The organism is Pseudomonas sp. GL-RE-26 (assembly GCF_019956275.1).
GTDB lineage: Bacteria > Pseudomonadota > Gammaproteobacteria > Pseudomonadales > Pseudomonadaceae > Aquipseudomonas > Aquipseudomonas grandcourensis.
Genome location: NZ_JAHBDI010000022.1, coordinates 168059 through 184593 on the forward strand (window position 1 = coordinate 168059; position 16535 = coordinate 184593).

The 16535-nt window shown below is 58.6% G+C and carries 11 protein-coding genes and 2 pseudogenes; 9 read left to right on the forward strand and 4 right to left on the reverse strand.

Annotation, left to right across the window (positions count from 1 at the left end; all coding sequences use genetic code 11):
- Window positions 1-139 precede the first annotated feature (139 nt).
- Genes KGB07_RS15645 through KGB07_RS15655 form a run of 3 tightly spaced genes read left to right on the forward strand, consistent with a single transcriptional unit; the run spans window position 140 to window position 2445 of the window.
- Window positions 140-460 (forward strand): PepSY domain-containing protein, encoded by a 321-nt coding sequence (locus tag KGB07_RS15645; RefSeq protein WP_046042816.1) that lies wholly within the window; start codon window positions 140-142, stop codon window positions 458-460.
- A gap of 3 nt (window positions 461-463) precedes the next feature.
- Window positions 464-1132 (forward strand): response regulator transcription factor, encoded by a 669-nt coding sequence (locus KGB07_RS15650; RefSeq protein WP_046042814.1) that lies wholly within the window; start codon window positions 464-466, stop codon window positions 1130-1132.
- Window positions 1129-2445 carry a sensor histidine kinase gene (locus KGB07_RS15655; protein ID WP_046042812.1) on the forward strand — a complete coding sequence of 439 codons (1317 nt, stop codon included), beginning with the start codon at window positions 1129-1131 and terminating at the stop codon, window positions 2443-2445. Before KGB07_RS15650 ends, KGB07_RS15655 begins: the two co-directional genes overlap by 4 nt.
- Before the next feature lie 120 nt (window positions 2446-2565).
- Here KGB07_RS15655 and KGB07_RS15660 read toward each other — a convergent pair whose 3' ends face one another.
- The 3 genes and pseudogenes from KGB07_RS15660 to KGB07_RS29725 form a co-directional block, all read right to left on the reverse strand.
- Complete coding sequence (locus tag KGB07_RS15660; RefSeq protein WP_223465874.1) at window positions 2566-4242, reverse strand: MFS transporter; 1677 nt, start codon at window positions 4240-4242, stop codon at window positions 2566-2568.
- Between the two features lie 261 nt (window positions 4243-4503).
- On the reverse strand, window positions 4504-5259 hold the full coding sequence (locus KGB07_RS29720) for a methyl-accepting chemotaxis protein (protein WP_411741535.1): 756 nt from the start codon (window positions 5257-5259) through the stop codon (window positions 4504-4506).
- A gap of 102 nt (window positions 5260-5361) precedes the next feature.
- Window positions 5362-6651: pseudogene (locus tag KGB07_RS29725) on the reverse strand (HAMP domain-containing protein); the annotation flags it as partial.
- Window positions 6652-6891: 240 nt separating this feature from the next.
- Between KGB07_RS29725 and KGB07_RS15670 the strand changes: the two are divergent.
- From KGB07_RS15670 to KGB07_RS29735, 3 genes and pseudogenes are all read left to right on the forward strand, one after another.
- Window positions 6892-8208, forward strand: coding sequence for a Na+/H+ antiporter family protein (locus KGB07_RS15670; protein ID WP_008049824.1), 1317 nt, complete (start codon window positions 6892-6894; stop codon window positions 8206-8208).
- Window positions 8209-8325: 117 nt separating this feature from the next.
- A pseudogene (locus KGB07_RS29730) lies at window positions 8326-9144 on the forward strand (cache domain-containing protein); the annotation flags it as partial.
- Window positions 9145-9246: 102 nt separating this feature from the next.
- Entirely contained in the window at window positions 9247-10002 is a 756-nt protein-coding gene (locus KGB07_RS29735) for a methyl-accepting chemotaxis protein (protein ID WP_411741536.1), read from the forward strand.
- 207 nt (window positions 10003-10209) lie between these two features.
- Here KGB07_RS29735 and KGB07_RS15680 read toward each other — a convergent pair whose 3' ends face one another.
- Entirely contained in the window at window positions 10210-10557 is a 348-nt protein-coding gene (locus KGB07_RS15680) for a DUF6124 family protein (protein WP_223465878.1), read from the reverse strand.
- A 733-nt stretch (window positions 10558-11290) separates the two neighbouring features.
- On the opposite strand from KGB07_RS15680, the gene KGB07_RS15685 reads away from it, so the two are divergent.
- Genes KGB07_RS15685 through KGB07_RS15695 form a run of 3 tightly spaced genes read left to right on the forward strand, consistent with a single transcriptional unit; the run spans window position 11291 to window position 16526 of the window.
- Window positions 11291-14026: a glycoside hydrolase family 19 protein gene (locus tag KGB07_RS15685; RefSeq protein ID WP_223465880.1), complete on the forward strand. Its 2736-nt coding sequence runs from the start codon at window positions 11291-11293 to the stop codon at window positions 14024-14026.
- The gene (locus KGB07_RS15690) at window positions 14023-15291 is read left to right on the forward strand and encodes a hypothetical protein (RefSeq protein ID WP_223465881.1); all 1269 of its coding nucleotides are present in this window, start codon (window positions 14023-14025) and stop codon (window positions 15289-15291) included. Before KGB07_RS15685 ends, KGB07_RS15690 begins: the two co-directional genes overlap by 4 nt.
- Window positions 15261-16526 (forward strand): hypothetical protein, encoded by a 1266-nt coding sequence (locus KGB07_RS15695; RefSeq protein WP_317850409.1) that lies wholly within the window; start codon window positions 15261-15263, stop codon window positions 16524-16526. Before KGB07_RS15690 ends, KGB07_RS15695 begins: the two co-directional genes overlap by 31 nt.
- The last annotated feature ends 9 nt before the right edge of the window (window positions 16527-16535 follow it).

Here is a 16535-nt window from a genome sequence, read left to right on the forward strand (position 1 = left end):
CTCGCCTGGACCCCGACGCAACGCTGGGATAGCGCATCGCTGGTACCATTGTGGCTTTCGAGAAGCTCACACCACTGGCACAGGGCATGGAATTAGACCCGGTCAGCAGGCAGTGACTCAAGGATCATCAGGATTGGTAATGAAGGTGTTTTTACTCAATCGATGCACCGGCAGCCGGATGGTGCTGCTGCTTCTGGCATTTTGCTCGGCAGTGATGGCCCGCGACCTGGATCAGGATGAAGCCCTGCGCCTGCGTCAACAGGGCGTGATCCTGCCACTGGAGCAACTGCTGCAGCAGGCGATGGATCGCTACCCAGGCGCGAAACTGCTGGAAGCCGAACTCGAAGAGAAGCACAACATCTACCTTTATGATGTCGAGTTGCTGACCCCCGAAGGCGTGGTCCGTGAGCTGCACATCGATGCGACTGACGGCCGAATATTGAAAGACAAGGAAGACTGATCCATGCGTTTGCTGCTGGTGGAAGACCATGTGCCCCTGGCCGACGAACTGCTGGCCGGCCTCAACCGCCAGGGTTACGCGGTGGACTGGCTGGCCGATGGTCGCGATGCGGTTCATCAGGGCAGCACCGAGCCTTACGACCTGATCGTCCTCGACCTCGGTCTGCCGGGCGTGCCGGGGCTTGAGGTGCTGGCGCAGTGGCGCGGGGCGGGTCTGGCCACGCCGGTGCTGATCCTGACGGCCCGGGATTCCTGGGCAGAGCGCATCGAAGGCTTGAAGGCCGGCGCCGACGATTACCTGACCAAGCCATTCCATCCCGAAGAGCTGTTTTTGCGCATCCAGGCATTGCTGCGCCGCTCCCATGGCCAGGTCAACCAGCCAACGCTCAAGGCTGCCGGGCTGCATCTGGACGAAGGTCGCCAGTGCGTTGTGCGCGACGGTGCCGACATTCAGCTGACCGCCGCGGAGTTTCGCCTGTTGCGTTATTTCATGCTGCACCCCGAGCAGATCCTCTCCAAAGGCCACCTCGCCGAACACCTCTACGACGGTGAAACCGAGCGCGACTCCAATGTGCTGGAAGTCCACGTCAACCACTTGCGCCGCAAGCTCGGCAAAAGTGTGATTGAAACCCGTCGGGGCCAGGGTTACCTGTTCGGCGGGCAAGCCCGGTGAGATCGATCCAGCGCCGCTTGAGCCTGGGCCTGATCAGCGTGATGGTGGTCGTTGGCCTGGTGCTGGCGCAAACCAGCCTGTGGCTGTTCGAAATGGGGTTGCAGCGCTACCTCGAAGCCGGGTTGCGCAATGACAGCGAGAACCTGCTGGCGGCGCTGGTGCGCGGGCCGCAAGGCTTGCAACTGGATGAGCGACGCCTGTCACCGGCCTATCAGCGGCCGTTCTCCGGGCATTATTTCCGCATCGATTTCACCGATGGCCATTGGCGTTCCCGCTCCTTATGGGATCAGGAACTGCCGGTGCTCGATCAACCCGGCCTGCATGGCAACCTGCAACTGGGTCCGGAAGGGCAGCAGTTGCTGGTGCTGCGCACGGACTATCGACGTTCGGGGGCGCCGATCTCCATCAGCGTCGCCGAGGATTACACGCCGATCCGCGAAAGCTTCCGGCGCATGCAACAACTCGGGATTGGCCTCGGATTGACAGCGCTGTTGCTGATTCTGCTGCTGCAACGGATTACCGTACGCCGGGCCTTGCGTCCACTGGAGCAGGCCCGCGAGCAGATTGCGCAGTTGCAACAGGGCCAGCGCTCGCAACTCGATGATCAGGTGCCGGTGGAGCTGGAGCCACTGGTGGCGCAGATCAACCACTTGCTGGCCCACACCGAGGACAGCCTCAAGCGCTCGCGCAATGCCTTGGGCAACCTCGGCCACGCCTTGAAAACCCCGCTGGCGGTTCTGTTGAGCCTGGCTTCAAGCGAGCAACTCGACGCGCACCCGCAACTGCGCAAGACCCTCAAGGAACAACTGGAACAAGTCCAGCAGAGGCTCAATCGGGAACTCAATCGTGCTCGGTTGTCCGGTGATGCGTTGCCGGGCGCACTGTTTGATTGCGATGCCGAGCTCCCCGGGTTGCTGGCCACCCTGAACATGATCCATGGCGAACACCTGGCGCTGAGCTACCGTGCACCCGCCGGCCTGCAATTGCCCTGGGATCGCGAAGACCTGCTGGAACTGTTGGGCAATCTGCTGGATAACGCCTGTAAATGGGCGGATGCCGAGGTTCGCCTGAGTGTGGCCGAGACTGCTGAGGGCTTTGAACTCTGCGTGGAAGATGACGGCCCGGGCATTCCCGAAGAGCGTCGTGATCAGGTGTTCGCTCGAGGGACGCGGCTGGATGAGCAAACCCATGGGCATGGTTTGGGGCTGGGTATCGTGCGCGACATCGTCGATAGCTGGGGCGGCAAACTGTCGTTGCTGGAAAGCGAGTGGGGCGGGTTGAAGGTCGTTATCGAGTTGCCCAAACACACTTGAAGCCACACCAGGCCCCCTGTGGGAGCGAGCCTGCTCGCGATGAGGCCATGTCAGTCAACATTAACTGTGGCTGACACACCGCTATCGCGAGCAGGCTCGCTCCTACAGGGACGGCGCCGGTCAGGTGTGATGAATCTCCCGATCCTTGGTTTCCGGCATGAAGAACGTGCCGAGAATGGCCGTCATCACCGCGATGACAATCGGATACCACAGCCCGTAGTAGATATCCCCCGTGGCCGCCACCATGGCGAACGCCACCGTCGGCAGGAAGCCACCGAACCAGCCATTGCCGATGTGATAGGGCAGCGACATCGAGGTGTAGCGGATGCGCGCCGGGAACAGTTCCACCAGCCAGGCGGCAATCGGCCCGTAGACCATGGTCACGTAGATCACCAGGATCGTCAGCAGTAGCAGCACCATCGGGTAGTTGGTCTTGGTCGGGTCGGCCTTCTCGGGGTAGCCGGCGTCCTTGAGGGCGGTGGCGAGGGTGGCGGTAAAGGCGTCGTTTTTGGCCTTGAAATCGGCGGCCGGTATGCCGGTGCCCTCGAAGCTCTCGATCACTTTCTCGCCAATGCGCACCTGCGCAACGGCGCCCGGCTCGGCGTTCACGTTCTTGTAGGGGATGGCCTTTTTGGCCAGTACGGTCTTGGCCAGGTCACAGGAGCTGGTGAATTTGGCCTTGCCCACCGGGTCGAACTGGAACGAGCACTGGCCGGGATTGGCGATTACCGTGACCGGATTCTTCTCCTGCGCAATGAACACGTCGGGGTTACCGTATTGGGTCAACGCATGGAAGATGGGGAAGTAAGTCAGTGCCGCGATGATGCAGCCGGCCATGATGATGCCCTTGCGGCCGATGCGGTCGGACAGGCTGCCGAAAATGACGAAGAACGGCGTACCGATCAGCAGCGAGCCGGCAATCAGCAGGTTCGCGGTCTGCGGGTCGATCTTCAGCGTCTGCAACAGGAAGAACAGCGCATAGAATTGCCCGGTGTACCAGACCACCGCCTGACCGGCGGTACCACCGAGCAGGGCCATGATCACGATCTTGAGGTTGTCCCAACGGGCAAAGGATTCGGTCAACGGTGCCTTGGAGGACTTGCCTTCGGCCTTCATTTTCTGGAACACCGGTGACTCGCTCAGTTGCAGGCGGATGTAGACCGAGACGATCAGCAGCAGGATCGACAGCAGGAACGGAATCCGCCAGCCCCAGGCTTCGAAGGCTTCAGTGCCCAGCGCAGTGCGGCAGGCGAGGATCACCAGCAGTGAAAGAAACAGGCCGAGGGTCGCGGTCGTCTGAATCCACGAGGTGAAGTAGCCGCGTTTGCCCTTGGGTGCGTGTTCGGCCACGTAGGTCGCTGCACCGCCGTACTCACCGCCCAGCGCCAGGCCTTGCAGCAGGCGCAGGCTGATCAGAATGACCGGCGCGGCTACGCCGATGGTTGCGTAGCCCGGCAGCAAACCCACCACGGCCGTGGAAATACCCATGATCACGATGGTGATGAGGAACGTGTGTTTGCGCCCGATCATGTCGCCCAGCCGACCGAACACGATGGCGCCGAAGGGCCGAACGGCGAAGCCGGCGGCGAAGGCGAGCAGGGCGAAGATGAAGGAAGTCGTTTCGTTGACACCGGCGAAGAAGTGCTTGGCGATGATCGCCGCGAGGGAGCCGTACAGGTAGAAGTCATACCATTCGAACACGGTGCCCAGGGACGAGGCGAAGATGACCTTGCGCTCCTCCCTGGTGATCCCGCGGTTGGGCGTGCTGCCCGTGGTTGTACTGTCGATTGCCACCATGATTTTTCTCCGTTGTTCTTGTTTTAAGGCCGGAGCACCTCTCAATTGTTGCCGCACCCTGGCCCGGGGGCTGAAGTCATCGGATTACGTGGCTTGCATTCAGGTTGACGTCAGAAAATGCTGCAAGGTTCCATGAAGCATAATCAACGTCCGGCAGATATCCACTCGCCATCATTTGATTGAGCCGCGCGCAGAAAAAATGTGGGAAACAAATGTGGGAGCGAGCTTGCTCCCACAGGTATTTTGTTCGACTTGCAAGGCTTAGACGCGGAACTGATCCATCAAACTCTGCTGCTGATTCGCCAGGCTGTTGAGCGACTGGCTGACCCGCGCCGATTCATTGGCCTGGCCTGACAGTGATTCGGTCACGTCGCGGATGGTCGCCACGTTGTTGTTGATCTCCTCGGCCACCGCGCTTTGCTCTTCGGCGGCACTGGCGATCTGCATGTTCATGTCATTGATCACGGTCACTGCCTCGCCGATCTGGCGCAACGCCGTTACCGCCTGGCCAACCTGCTCGACACTGCCCTGGGCCTGACGATGGCTGTTATTCATCGAACCCACCACCTCCTGGGTACCGTTTTGCAGCTGTTCGATCACCAGACGGGTTTCTTCGACGGATTCCTGGGTACGCCGGGCCAGGTTGCGCACTTCATCGGCTACTACGGCAAACCCGCGTCCGGCCTCACCGGCACGGGCCGCTTCGATCGCGGCGTTGAGGGCCAGCAGGTTGGTCTGCTCGGCAATCGCACGAATCACTTCCAGTACCGTGCCGATCTTCTCGCTGTTGGCGGCCAGGCCTTCGACCTGGACCATGGCCGCGCTCATGTCGGCGGCGAGGTTGTCGATGCTGGCGGTGGTGCGGTCGATCACAGTCAAACCCTGACGGGTCGCCTGATCGGCATCGCGGGCGGCATGGGCCGCTTGCGCGGCGCTACGGGCGACGTCCTGGGCGGTGGCGCTCATTTCGTGGGAGGCGGTCGCCACCTGGTCCACCTGGCGGTATTGCTGCTCCATGCCAGCGCTGGTCTGGGCGGCGATGGCGGACGACTGGTCAGCGGTGCTGCGGGCGTCCTGCACCGAGCGTTTCACTTCGGCAATGATCGGTTGCAGCTTGTCGAGGAAACGGTTGAACCAGCCGGCCAACTGGCCCAGCTCATCCTGCTTGTCGTAGGCCAGGCGGCGGGTCAGGTCACCTTCGCCGCTGGCGATGTCTTCGAGCATGTGTGCCACGCCGAGGATCGGTCGGGTCACGCTGCGGGCCATCAGCCACACCAGCATCAGGCCGAGCAGCGCGGCGAGCACCCCCAGGCCGAGTTCGACCAGCGTACCGGCGGTGTTGCTGTCATCGAGTTGCTTTTTCAGGGCTTCGGCGGGGCCGACCAGGACTTTCTCCGGCACATCGAGCAACACACCCCAGGACTTACCGCCGGGAATCGGCTGGAAAGGCGCCAGCACCTTCAGTTGCTGCTGGCTGTGCAGGCTGGCGGTTTTGCTGCTGGCGGCGAGCATGCGCAGCAGTTCGGCGCCGCTGGCCTGATCCACGGCGTCCAGGCGCTGGCTGAGTTTGCTGGCGTCCGGGCTGTAGCCGGCGAGCAGGCCGGCCGGGCTGATGATGCTGACGCTGGTCTGACCGTCATAGAGCTTCTTGCTCGCGCCCAGGCTGACCGCTTGCAGGCTGTTGAGGTTGATGTCCACCGACAGCGAGGCGATGACCTTGCCATTGACCATCAGCGGGAAAACGATGCTGGTCATCAGCACGTTCTGACCGTCGATCTCATAGAAGTAGGGTTCGATCACGCACGGCTTGAGGGTGGTGCGCGGGCAGGTGAACCAGGCGTTGGCCGCTTCGCCGCTGGGGCCGGTGCTGGTGTCGGCCATGTCCTTTTCCGGCAGCGCCATGGACGTTACCTTGCCCGGCGTCGGCTGTGACCAGTAGAGCGCGAAACGGCCCTTGTCGTTGCTGCCAAGCTCGGCCTGACCTGCGAACAGTTCGTCCTTGCCGTCCAGCCCATTGGGCTCGAACACCAGGGACAGGCCGAGCAGGTCCGGATTGGCTTGCAGGGCCGACTTGACCTGGCGGGTCAGGTCTTCGCGCAGGTCGAAGGCATCGAGAAAGCGCTTCTCGGCCTGGTCACGCAGGAACAGCACCTGCCGCGAGAAGCCGTGGCCGTACTGATAGGCGTCCATGAACTGCTGGCGAATCCCCAGCGCCTGGTTTTCCCCCTGGGACTCGATCCGGGCCTGGGCCGCGTCAGTCAGCATCTCCATGCTCGAGGCTTTCACCAGCTCGGAGCTGTGCTCCATGCGATACAGCGAAAGACCCACCAGCAGGGTCACGATGCCCGCCAGGCACAGCCCGGCCAGCAGGGTGATTTTCCATTGAATGGAAAGTTGTCTGAGCGACATGGAGACGTCCTTATTCGATAAATATCTGAGACTTTGCACTGTAGCGGCCAACAAACAGCGTTCTTGAGCCGCAAGCGGCAAGCTTCAGGTAAAAAGCGTAAAAGCTTGTCGCTTGAGGCTTGCAGCTTGAAGCTGCTTCATTCAAAGTGCGCGCCCTCTAATAAAACCCATTCCTTTTATCCGCTGGCGGCTCTCGCAGACTGCCGGCCGGACTCTTTTCGCTTGCCCAGAGGTATGACAATGAATGCAGTAATTGCCGCGGTCGGCATCATGCTGATCCTCAGCCTGTCCCGCGTGCATGTGGTGATCGCCCTGATCGTCGGTGCGCTGGTCGGTGGCTTGACCGGTGGCCTGGGGATCGAGGCGACGCTCAAGGCTTTCAACAGCGGCCTCGGCGGCGGGGCGACGGTGGCGTTGTCCTACGCCTTGCTCGGCGCTTTCGCCGTGGCCATTGCCAAGTCCGGCATGGCCCATGCGCTGGCCGACAAAGCCCTGGCGATGGTCGATCGCCAGCACGCCAACGGCGGTGGCCAGGTCAAATGGCTGCTGATCGGCCTGCTCTGGGTCGTGGCCATCGCCTCGCAGAACATCTTGCCGATACATATCGCGTTTATTCCGTTGCTGGTGCCGCCGCTTCTTTATGTGCTGACCAAGCTGCAGCTGGACCGTCGCCTGATCGCCTGCGTCATGACCTTCGGCCTGATCACGCCCTACATGTTCCTGCCGGTGGGCTTCGGCAACATCTTCCTCAATGAGATCCTGTTGGCCAACGTCGCCCGCAGCGGCGTGGACATCAGCGGCATCAACGTGACCCACGCCATGGGCATCCCGGCCCTGGGCATGGTGGCGGGCTTGCTGATCGCGTTTGTCAGCTACCGCAAGAAGCGTGTCTACGACCTGGCGAAGATCGAGCAGGTCGAGCAAGTGGCGGTGCAATACAACCCGCTGAGCCTGATGGTGGCCGGCGTTGCCATCGCGGCGGCGTTCATCATTCAGTTGTTGCTCGATTCGATGATCATCGGCGCACTGGTCGGCTTCCTGATCTTCTCGGTGTCGGGCATCGTCAAATGGCGCGACACCGACGACCTGTTCACCGAAGGCATGAAAATGATGGCGATGATCGGCTTCATCATGATCGCCGCCTCCGGGTTTGCCGAAGTGATGAAGGCCACCGGTGAGGTGCAGACGCTGGTCGAGTCGTCGGCGTCGTACATCGATCACAGCAAAGGCATTGGCGCCTTGCTGATGTTGCTGGTGGGGTTGCTGGTGACCATGGGCATCGGCTCGTCGTTCTCCACCGTGCCGATCCTGGCGGCGATCTTCGTGCCGCTGTGCGTGCAACTGGGCTTCAGCCCATTGGCCATCGTGTGCATCGTCGGCACGGCCGGTGCCCTGGGCGACGCCGGTTCGCCGGCTTCGGACTCGACCCTGGGCCCGACCTCCGGCCTGAACATCGACGGCCAGCACCATCACATCTGGGACACCGTGGTCCCGACCTTCCTGCACTACAACCTGCCGCTGCTGGCGTTTGGCTGGGTTGCGGCGATGGTTCTGTAACACTGAAATCCCACAGGGGATCTTCTGCGGACCTGACGGCCGCGTTCAACTTTTGACCCGGCGTGCCGTTAAGCTTTTAACCACGCCAACAAAATCAAAAGAGTGAACGTCATGCGCATGAGCCTCAAGGCCAAAGTCCTGTCCCTTGCCGTCCTCCCGGTGTTGCTGTTTGCGCTGGTCATCAGCCTGACCACGCTGTTCATTCTTCAGGATCAGGCGCGCAAGGAAGTCGAGCAGACCCGCGAGCGCCTGCTCAGCGATGCCAAGGCGACCCTGCAAAGCTACGTGGCCGTGGCCATGACCACGATCAAACCGCTCTACGACGCGGCCGCCCCCGGCGATGAGGCGGCGCGGGCCCAGGTGATCAAGCTGCTGTCGAGCATCACCTATGGCAAGGACGGCTACTTCTTCGGCTACGACTCCAACACCGTGCGCCTGTTCAAGGCCAACAGCCCCGACGGCGTGGGCCAGAGTTTCAAGGACAACCGCGACCCGAACGGTGTCTACGTCAACCGCGACCTGGTGAAAGTCGCCAAGGACGGTACGCACTACCTGCAATACAGCTCGCCATTGCCCGGCAACACCCAGGTACTGGTGCCCAAGCTCGGCTACACCGAATACCTGCCGAAGTGGGACATGGCGGTCGGCACCTCGGTCAACCTCGACGGCATCGAAGCACAAGTGGCCGTGGTCGAAGCCAAGGTCCAGGAGCGCATGCAAGGCATGGTGCTGAGCATCGTTGGCGTAGCAGTCGTGCTGCTGCTGGTAATCGCCGCTGCCGGGATGCTGCTGGCCAATACCATTCTGCGTCCGCTGCATCTGATGAAGGCCAACCTCGACGACATCGCGGCGGGCGAAGGCGATCTGACCCGCCGCTTGACCATCACCAGCCAGGACGAACTCGGTGAACTGGCCGGCTCGTTCAACCGTTTCGTCGACAAGATCCACGGCCTGGTACGGCAGATCACCGAAATGACCTCGCAATTGACCGGACTGGTGAATCAGGTGTCCGACCAGGCCAACCGTTCGGACCAGGCCATGGAACGCCAACGTCACGAAACCGATCAGGTGGCCACGGCGATCAACGAAATGTCGGCCGCCGCCCAGGAAGTGGCCAAGAGCGCGCAGAACGCCGCGGTGGCAGCCCAGCAGACCGACGAAGAAGGGCAGGCGGCCAAGCGTGTGGTGGCCGGCAGTATCGAGAAGATCCATGCCCTGGTGGACGACATCCGCAGCAGCGGCGTGTCCCTGGACAGCCTGCAAAAAGACGTGTCGTCGATTGTCAGCGTGCTCGGGGTGATCCGCTCGATTGCCGAGCAGACCAACCTGCTGGCGCTTAACGCGGCCATCGAAGCCGCCCGTGCCGGCGAGGCCGGGCGCGGTTTTGCGGTGGTGGCCGATGAAGTGCGGGCGCTGGCCAGCCGCACGCAAATCAGCACCCAGGAAATCCAGGGCATGATCGACCGTTTGCAGGCCGGCACCCAGTCGGCGGTAGAGGCGATGCGCCGCTCCAGCGAGGCCGGCGACGGCACCTCGGCCCAGGCCAACGAGGCGGGGGCTTCGCTGGACACCATGGCCCAGCTGATCGCGACCATCAATTCGATGAACGCGCAGATCGCCAGTGCCGCCGAAGAACAGACTGCCGTGGCCGAAGAGATCAACCGCAGCGTGCACCAGATTGCCGTGGCGGTGGACAACGTCGCCGACGAAACCCAACTCGGCGCGCAGACTTCACGCAGCCTGGCCGACCTCGGTCAGCGCCTGGGCAGCCTGGTGGGTCAATTCCGTATCTGATTAAAACATTTGTGGCGAGCGAGCTTGCTCGCGCTGGGCTGCGCAGCGGCCCAAAAAACTTGTGAGCGCTGCGCACTCAAGCGGGAGCAAGCTCCCTCGCCACAAAAAATCGCAGCCTGCGGCAGCTCAGGTTTTGCGTACACCCGCAAAATGACGGTTGTACAGGACCCATGTAGGAGTCGCCGCAGGCTGCGATCTTTTAATCTTCTACTCAGGCGGATCGATTCGATCCAGCGCCCGGTTCACCGCCAACTCGCCTAGCATGATGACTTGCGAGATACCCAACAGAGTATTTCGACTCGATCCCTCCGTCCGGTCCGCCAGATCCATCGTCATGACATTGGCCGAGGCCAGCGATTCGCAGGCATGGGCCAGGAGGCTTTCGGTGTCGAGTTCCGGATTAACGATGAACATGGTGCAGAGTTTGCGCGGGGTGGCTCGGATATCGGCTGCTGAGGGAGTGGTGTCGGTGGGGGCGAGGTGATTATTTGAGTCGATGGTTCTGGAGGACGTTGCCGGATCGGTGTCCGGCGGGCTTGGCGTTACCTTGAACATTTCTTAGATTCCTGTTTTGTGCCGGCACCACTTCTCTACTAAAAGAAGGGGTGGCAGCTGTACGCAGGTTAGTAGACCGGGGAATCTAAGAAGCCGGCGCGCCCAAGGGCGCCCTACGTACAGCCACCATCAAAGCGCAGGCGCAATGCCTGACTGATAGAAGCGTTGTACGACTTAGATTTAACCACGGGCTACTAAACCCGATCACTGACCATCAGTGATGCGAATCAAGTTACCGAGCGGCCCCAGGGCGCACAAGCCGGCGGATTCTGGCGTAACCGTAGGCAACGACGCAAGGCGTTGTGGCTTTCGAGAAGTAAGCTTGATGGGTTGTCCGACAAGGCCTGGAAAACTCTTACAGTTCAGGCGCATCGGTATACGGACGCGTCCTACGTCACCCGCAGAAATGTCCTATTCCAGCCCTGATCACCTTCGTGAAAGCTGTCGAGCGCTTGAACGAGGGTGGATTTACAACCTCCCCGTACACCTCAAACAGGCCAGGGAGGTCTGAACATTGCTCAACATACCTCGCACCTTCTTCGACCACAGCCGCCACAAATTCCACGTCCGCGGCTTCGACGCCGCCTTCGACGTCCTTTCGCGTACAGCGGTGCGGCCCATCAATAGATGCAAGCGCCGGTGCCCTCGCAACTGACAGACGCCCAAAGCCAAGTCCACGGAACTTACGGATTTCTCTGCCTGATCTTTTCCAGAACAAGGAGCGACACTCAACATGGCCAGTTTGCTTGCCCGATTTTTTGGATTTCACGGCAACCGCGGGGACTCGCGATGGGATGGGCCGAGCTCCCCGAGCTCGCCACCACCCGATACCCGGCCAGTCCCGGCGACCCCGGAAGCGGATAACTCCACACTGCTCCCTCTGAAAAACTGGTGCCATCCGTTCCAGGACGCGCGCGATCCCCTGAGGCAACTGACCCACCTGGCCAACGCGGTGGCCGGCTACTACCCACTCGGACGCGGCGGCTTGTGGCACGGCGGCGTGCACTTCGACAGCGGCACCGCCGGCACCCTGAAGCAATCCAGCGTGCATTGTCTGGCCGACGGCGAAGTGGTGGCCTACCGCATCGATACGGATTCGCCGACAACCGCTTATTTCGACAAAGACAGAACAATCGAGAAACCCTTTTCGCGCAACTTCGTATTGGTTCGCCATCACCTTCAACCGCCGAAGATCGAAAGCAGCCAGGACACTCCACCGAGCCTGACTTTTTATAGCCTCTACATGCATCTGCAGGATTGGGCGAAGTACCAGAAGGATTCCACCCTCGCTCGCCCGAAATTCTGGCCCAAGCATCCGACCTTTCGCGTCAAGCAGTCGGCGAACGACTTTCTTCCCGGCCAGCCTGAGCAGCTTGGTTTGAAGGTGTACAGCAAGTCGAATGGTCAGCTAATTGATTTTCTGCCGCGAGGCGCCGAAGTGGCTATCAGTGGCACCGGACAATTTCGCAAGTTGGAGAGCAGTCTGGGACCGGCCAAACTGCTCAACCCCGATGGCTCGATCAAGGGCTATCTCTCTACTCAGGTGCTCAAACACCCAGACCGCAAAGAAACCCGCATCAGTTCGTCGAAGAAGACAGTCAACGTCCGGGCCGAACCGGTGATTGCCGATAACGTCATTTTCGATTTACCGCTTGAATCGGAGGTTACGGTCAGTGGTGAAGGCGAGTTTCGCAAGCTCGAGCGCATCAACCAGTATGTGCAATTTGACTCGCTGGAAGGTGCCATTGAGCCGGTAGCGACAGATCAGATAGTGATGCTCGACCAGCCTGTTGCAATCAAGGCAGGTGACCTCATCGGCCATCTTGGCCTGTATCAGGACGGCGGCGCGAATCAGCCGGACGAGAAGCTCCACCTGGAAACCTTCAGTGGTGATGACGTTGAGGAATTCATCGAAGCCAGTCGATTGTGGGCCCAACGCCTGCCGGAGAAAGACAGGACCTGGCTGAAGCTCCCTATGGGCACGCCCGTCGTTCCCCTTGAAGGAAATAACACGGCTGCGCTATTGCAGGCGTCGAGTAAATCCAGCCCGCGAAGTGCTGCCGATTTGCTGGTCCCCAAAAAGTTGCTGGATGGACTGCCGGCAGATCAAAAAATCCAGGTGCCCGCGAGCCCGACGCGCAAAGCCCGCACCTGGTATCGCCTGGAACATTTGCTTCACGACGCCGAAAACAACCTTCTCGATGGCTGGGTGTGTGAAGAGCCGGGCGTAACACCTTGGGTCAGTCCGTGGGCCTGGGAAGGCTATGACGTCATCATCGACTACAGCAGGCCCAAACACTTGCTGGCCTCTTTTCTCAGCACCATTGGCCGTTTCAGCGACGAGGAACGCGAGCGCTATCGTGCCATTGCCGAAAAAGACGACAAGGGTCCGATGAAAAGGCGGTTGTACGAAATCATCGGTCGCAACCCCGACGGCACGCTAACGGCCACGGAACTGAAAGCGGCCCTTGAGCGACCGGCCCATGCACAGTCGATTTCGCAGATGATTCTGTACAAGGAAAGCGAGTGGTTTCAGCAGCCGAAGATATGGGACGCACTGGACGAATTGCTCGGCCATAGCGGCTCGACACCGCACTTGAATTGGCTGGCGGAGAAGCAGCGGATTGCACAGATGGGGTGGTGGCGGGATGTCGCGGAAAAGGTGGGATTGCCTTCTTGGGGGAGTGCTTATCACTTTCATCCGATTGGGTTGGTGGGGATTTTTAGTAGTAACCGATTTAAGTTTTCCCTTGAAACTATGAAAAGCATTTATCCGACGCTCCGTGAAGATCGATACGGTGATTTGCAGAAAATCGCTGACGAGTTAAACGCAAATCTCGATTTTTTCAAGTTAGATACTCCGTTGCGAAGAGCTCATTTTTTTGCACAGATAAAACAAGAAACAGGGGAGGATTTATCGGTAGATGAAAGTTTCGCGTATAAATCCAGCGTGTTGATTGACTTGTTCAGTTACTTTCGGAGTAACCCGGAAGAAGCCGGGCGATACGGGTACAAAATTAAGACAGGAAAAATCAAAGAAAACGGCGCGCCTATGACCCGAGTCGATTACGAGGCCATCGCTAATGGCGCCTATGGGGGGCGTACCGAACTTGGCAATCGAGGGGTTTCAAGCGGTGATGGGTGGAGGTATAGAGGGCGAGGTTTGAAGCAGTTGACAGGGTTACACAATTACACATTATTTCAACGTTGGCACTCAAAGTGTTCGGCGCAGTGGCCAAACGATAATGCAGATTTTGTTGTAAATCCTGATTTGTTGTTGGAGATGAAATATGCAGTTCGATCGGCTGCGAGTTTTTGGTTGAATAATGAATTATATAAAATAGCAGATAAAGGCAGCGCTTTGGATGTTGTGGACTCAATAACCACTGTTGTAAATAAACATACAGCGAGCCATCCAGATAGAAGGGAGTACTTTGTTGATCTGTTAAAAAAAGGGAGTTTAAATTGAAAAAAATTATTATGGTTTGTTTGGTTGTTGTATCTTTTGTGAGTCTTAAGGTTTGGGCAAGGGATCCATACGTAGACATAAATTCAACAATGTGCACTGAAGGGGAGGATATTTACATTAGTTGCGCATTTAATCCCGGCCAGGATCAATACAACTATGTAGGGAGAGTTGCATCAATTTGCGCGAAAGCCAATACATCTCCTGATAGTGGCTATGTACAGTATCGCTTTGGTAAACCGTCCTATGGTCTTGGTCCGGCAAGCGTAGAGTTGCAGTATCCAGAGAAAAAAACACCTCCCAAAGGAATATTCACGATTTACAATTCGACAAACCATGAAAGTAGCGGGGTAGCTCTTAGCTTTACAAAGGGGAATTACCTGTACTCCTTCGAAAGTCTGAACTCCTTGAGCTATAAAGTTGTTGCAAGAAAACAAGGTGGAAAGGTTTTCAATAAAAATTGTGATCTCCCTGGTTTAAATTATTTATCCGATAGTGCATATCGAGGCATCCAAACGATAGAGCTTGGCCCAAAAAAAATATCCGGGGCGAATAAATGCAGCGGTATTGGTCTTCGGGAGGCTTATAGCTCTATGGAGCTAGATAGAGTGAATGCATGTATTGTCTACACAGAAACTAATTTGCAAGCAGATGCGCAATTGTTCCGTGAGACAGATGGAATATCCCTTTATTCAGTTATTTTATCTGAAAATCCAAAGCTTGTTTATGAGTTTCCATACTTGGGTACGGGAGGAGTAATCACTGACGCATTTTTTCTTCCCGTTGGTGAAGGGGGAGAAGAACTGTTGTTCGTCGTACATCGCATGGAGATGCCAAAAATATGGGATCCGGCAAGCGATATTTACGATGTAAGTGTTTTTAGGTTGGAGGCGGATACTCTAATTTTGGACAAGAAGCTCACTCGTTTTTTTCATTTGGGTGGGGATGAGGTGGATAAGCAAGGGGGAACTACGTATGTGTATCCGTATAAAGACAAAAAAAGTGTTCAGAAGACGGCGGGGTCGCCTTTGTTTCAAGCCATCCTTACTGGCAAAGTAATAAACGGCTCAATTATGGAAAAAGCATCTCTTTATGATGGCGGTTCGGAACCGTTGCTGCAGTATTCACCAAAGATGTATTTGATTAAGGGGGACAAAGTTTTAGTGGAGGATTCGTGGGGCGGATGGTGCAAGGCCTCATACCAAGCGAAAGTTGAAATAATTACAAAGTGGGTGCAATGCAAGTCGATAAATTTTTCGGCGAGTTAGGTGAAGTCATGCCAATCAGACTGGATAAAATTCCGCCTCTCGCACTGCGTCCTCAACCACCTCGATTTTTACTTTGGCTCGGCCTGTTGTTGCTGTTCTGTTTGCTGGGCGTCGGAGGCACGCTGTTGTTCGGCGACGAAACCGTACCCCAGCGGCCTTCGGATTTCTGGAGCCTGGCCTTGGGCATCCCAATCCTGGGTTGGTGCGTGCTGGGATTCGGGCGAGTGCTGTTGTACACCGGTGAACAGGGTGCCGCCGATGGCTGGGATGATGCTCGCGAAAAAGACCTGAACCGGAAGATGCGTCAGGGACGTCGTTCGCAACAGGTGTTGGGCGTGAGCGTGCAGACTGCTCTTGAAGAACCTGCGGATGATCCGGAGATACAGCTGGACGCTCTGCTGAGTGGGACGACGGCGCTGAAGTCACAAGCATCCAGGGTGGATGGATCAATACTTCGCCAAAGTTGTTTATCTAGCGATGCAGATGAAAATCCGGAAGCAATATTGCTGAGTATATGGGCGCAGACGCTCGCCGACCTGGCACCCACTTTGGCGCAGTTGCCTGATGATCAACCGCTGGCCCTGTTGCTGGATGTCGATACCGGTTTGCCGGAGCAGCAATGGCGCCGTGTGTGGCGACAGGCATGGCGCGAATCCGGCATTCGCCAGCCCGTTCCCCCTGTCGATGGCCGCGGGCTGACTGCACTGGACCAGTGGCTTGACCAGCGAATTGGTGATCGGGCGTTGCTGTTGGTGTTGGCCGCGCAGTTTGCGCCGCAGCAGCCGGAAGGTACGGCGGAAGTTGCGGTCGGGTTGTTGTTTGGCAACCGCCTGACGCAGGCCACGTTATCGCCGATTGCCTTTCTGCACCGGCCGGAGCAGGCGCGCCAGCCCACCTCCGATGATCTGCTTTACGCTACGCGCCAGGCGATTGAGTGGGTGCCGCTTGAATCGAGATCAATCGAGCAGGTTTGGCGAGCAGGTATTGATGCGCGAGGGGCGGCCGCCATTGCAGGCGTGCTGTCTGACGTCCCCATGTCAGTGAATAGGCCGCGAATGTGCGACCTTGATGCAATGTTGGGTCATCCAGGCGGCGCTTCGCCTTGGTTGGCCGTCGCTGCCGGGACGCAGGCGATTCAGCGCGGTGCCGGGTCGCAGTTCATTTACAGTGGTGGCGCGGCTGCGGCGGGTCTGTGGGGCACGGTGTTGATTCCGGCATCAGCACTTTTGAAATAGGTGAGTGAG